The sequence below is a fragment of the Candidatus Aquicultor sp. genome (assembly GCF_054640775.1).
Genome location: NZ_JBTSLF010000243.1, coordinates 1 through 3395 on the forward strand (window position 1 = coordinate 1; position 3395 = coordinate 3395).

Sequence of the window (3395 nt, forward strand, 5' to 3'; positions counted from 1 at the left end):
GGGCACTGGCAATGCGAGCAGCGCTGTAGGGTTTCGTTGTGCGCGGTAGCCCTAGGGTGTAACAGTGAGGTGTTTTATACACAATATATTGTATAAGCAATCTTCTAATCTATTTACTCAAATGCCACAGATTGAAAATTTGGTGCTATTTCAAAAAGTATGTGATTTTATCTCTTTTGTGCATCCTTACGTTGCGAAATTTCCAAAAAATGAGCGATTTGTACTCGGGCAAAAAATTGAAGACGAGTTGTTGTCTTTTGTAAAACTTCTCATGTTGGTAAATAAAAAAACTGTACGCGTATCTCAAGACGCAGATGCGCTCTGTTTGCGTTTGGACGTGGCGCAGGTATATATACGCCTTGCGCATACTATGAAATTTATCAACACTTCTTCGTATTTGCGTATATCGGAACGATTGCAGGAATGTACACGGCTGTGTTACGGATATTGCAAGCCATTTTCTTCTATCTCTGTTGTGGAGAGTTTATCTTCAGCAAGAGAGAGGGGATAAAATCGCACAATAGTTGTCTTTTGTCTTCATTCGCGGAGCGAATTGGAACAACGGGTCTAATGCAGGAGCGTTCGCGTTGAACTTGAATTGGGGCACTGGCAATACGAACAACAATGTAGGGTTTCGTTGTGCGCGGTATTCCATACAAATAAAATCTGAGTCCGATCCACTTGTTTATGGACAAATGGCAGTACTCATAGGGCTACTGATTTTGTTCCTTCTTGAGTATTCTATACATACTTTTGTGTAGAAAAAAGGGAAAATACAAACCCGTTTCTCCGTATGATTGTGTTGTATATACAATCTCTCATGCGGAGCTAGAGGGTTAAAAACTCTGGACAGAGCGGAGCGGAGTCCAAAGAGAAGGTTATTATTTACATAAATTGCCTACACCATATAATATATATAATAATATATATCGCTAAACACTACTTTTTGTACTCTATCACAATACCCGCCATGGCGGGTATTGTGATAGAGATGAATCTCATTAAAATTATACATTAGATTCCAAATATCTTACGCAATTCATTCATGCCTGGCACCTCTTTTGTCTCAAAATACAATATGTGTTTCTTATAAGAAATACTTAATATGTCACATAGAAATTGTATTTCTTCTTTACAATCATAGGGATATATCCACACACTCTTTTGTAATTGATACATACCAAGTTCTTTCACTTTTTTTCGAAAATCATCTCGCTCTTGCTTATGTTTTGAGGGTATGTCGTACATAACTACTCTCCATAATTTGTCCCACCGCATTGCCTTTTTGTGATTACTATTATACAAAAAACTTTGCGCTATTTGTTTTCCTTTCTCGGTCAGTTCTATGCGGGTTTCAGTTTTTGTTTTTATGATCTCAATATAATTTGATTTCACTAGACGATATATGGGAAGTGGACCACTCTTACTTGGCTTCAATTTCTTAAATACCGCCTTCCATAACATGGTTGCTACCCTTGGAGTCATTGGAGGAGCTATTACCAAAGCACCCGATATTAGTAAAAAGGATAAGATTTTTTGTACAATCTCAGAATGAGGTCTATTTCCTTTCATGGGTAATATATATTTAATTATTTATATAAGTAATATACAGCTATTTATACTCTATCACAATACCCGCCATGGCGGGTATTGTGATAGAGTATGTGTACTAGATATTTCTTTATTATCTTTGTTATAGACATACTTCACTATGGATTTATTTGAACAAGTAATTTCATTTCAAAATTTATATAATGCGTATATTTTGGCGCGCAGAGCCAAACGTTATAGATATACAGTTTTAAAGTTTAGTGAGAATTTGGAAAAAAATTTATGTGCGTTGCGTACTGATTTGTTACATGGAACATACATACACGGAGGATACAGGGAGTTCATAGTAACCGATTCAAAGAAACGAACTATTCAAGCGGCGCCGTTTCGGGATAGGGTTTTACATCACGCGTTATGCTCCGTAATAGAACCACTATTTGAAAAGACATTCATGTATAATTCATATGCGTGTCGGGTTTCTAAGGGAACTCATAGAGCGGTTCGCAGATTACAATCGTACATACAATCACATACGCGGATACGAGAGAGAGAGAGAGAGAGGTTGTGCCGTCCCAAATTTACTGTTTAAAATGTGATATTCGCAAATATTTTAATTCTGTTGATCATGTGGTTTTATTATGTTTATTGCGTAAGCAAATACTTGATCCACGCGTGTTGCGTTTATGTGAACTAATTGTACGTAGTGTTTCTAGTGGTATCCCAATAGGAAATCTTACTTCACAGTTGTTTGCAAACATTTATTTGAATGAATTGGATCACTATGTAAAAAGAACACTTCACGAAAAACAGTATATTCGGTATATGGATGATTTTGTGATTTTGAGTAACGATAAAAAACGATTGCATGTGGATAAAAAACTCATTGAAGAGTTTTTACACACGATCCTTAAGTTGGAATTACATCCAAAAAAATCGGATATATTCCTCATAGAACGAGGTATTGATTTTTTGGGGTATCGGGTATTTCCACATTATCTTACCTTGCGAAAATCAACCGTGAAAAGGAGAAAGCAAAAATTCAAAGAGCTTGCGTGGAGTTACAAACAGGGGAATATTTCAAATTCTACTAGTTTTAGAATTGGGAATGATTATTCGGTATATTATTTTAATGGCCTCATCGACGATGTTCGCATTTACAACAAAGCCCTTTCTCCCGCAGAAGTTTTGACAATATACAATTCTACGAAGTAGAATTATAAGTGACTAATAACTAGTAACAAGTAACGAAGAAATGGTTGTAATTACTGATTACTAGTTGCTAATTACTATTCATCCTCCTTTTTCCTTCCTTACTTCTCTGCTATGATGTCGTAAATGAAACGGCTCCATATTCATTATTCTATTCTTTTCATAAGTGTTGTAATTCTTACCGTGGGAGTATTGGCTTTTTTTGTGTATGCGCGAGGCGAGCGTACTGTTACCATAACTTCTGTTGCCCCGATCACTTTTCAAGCCCCTGAGATTCCGCAAACAATTACAACTCCTTTTGTATGTAATACACAAACACTTTTAGCTAGTTCAAGCGATCAGCGTTGGTGTAACGAATTGCCACTTGTTAATCGCGCGCGATTGTTTCAGATTGATTTAACACACAATGTTATTTTATTTTTTCAGGAAGGTGTGTTGAAAAAAACATTTCCTATAGCATACCAAGCGCCTTATGGTAAATGGTTTCAGACCCCGACAGGTTTTTTTGAAATTGGCGTAAAACGAGAAAAATTTATGTCGTCTATATTTCCCGTATGGATGGAACACGCGGTACAATTATATGAAGATTTTTTTATACATGGAATTCCTTATTATCAGGATGGCACACGGGTAAC

4 protein-coding genes are annotated in these 3395 nt (G+C 36.3%); 3 read left to right on the forward strand and 1 reads right to left on the reverse strand.

All coding sequences use genetic code 11. The features are described 5' to 3' along the window. Positions 1-121 precede the first annotated feature (121 nt). A complete protein-coding gene (locus ACYC56_RS13515) occupies positions 122-511 on the forward strand; it encodes a four helix bundle protein (protein WP_461374698.1) in 390 nt (129 codons plus the stop codon). Positions 512-1014: 503 nt separating this feature from the next. On the opposite strand, the gene ACYC56_RS13520 is transcribed toward ACYC56_RS13515, so the two are convergent. Further along, positions 1015-1572 carry a hypothetical protein gene (locus tag ACYC56_RS13520; RefSeq protein WP_461374699.1) on the reverse strand — a complete coding sequence of 186 codons (558 nt, stop codon included), beginning with the start codon at positions 1570-1572 and terminating at the stop codon, positions 1015-1017. Between the two features lie 543 nt (positions 1573-2115). On the opposite strand from ACYC56_RS13520, the gene ACYC56_RS13525 reads away from it, so the two are divergent. Together ACYC56_RS13525 and ACYC56_RS13530 are read left to right on the forward strand one after the other, a co-directional pair. Then, positions 2116-2763: an RNA-directed DNA polymerase gene (locus tag ACYC56_RS13525; RefSeq protein ID WP_461374700.1), complete on the forward strand. Its 648-nt coding sequence runs from the start codon at positions 2116-2118 to the stop codon at positions 2761-2763. Between the two features lie 189 nt (positions 2764-2952). Continuing rightward, a partial coding sequence (locus ACYC56_RS13530) for a L,D-transpeptidase (protein WP_461374701.1) occupies positions 2953-3395 on the forward strand: 443 nt, incomplete at its 3' end.

Coding starts and splice junctions, on each gene's coding strand:
- ACYC56_RS13515 (WP_461374698.1), top strand. CDS start 122: ATGCCACAGATTGAAAATTTGGTGCTATTTCAAAAAGTATGTGATTTT.
- ACYC56_RS13520 (WP_461374699.1), bottom strand. CDS start 1,572: ATGAAAGGAAATAGACCTCATTCTGAGATTGTACAAAAAATCTTATCC.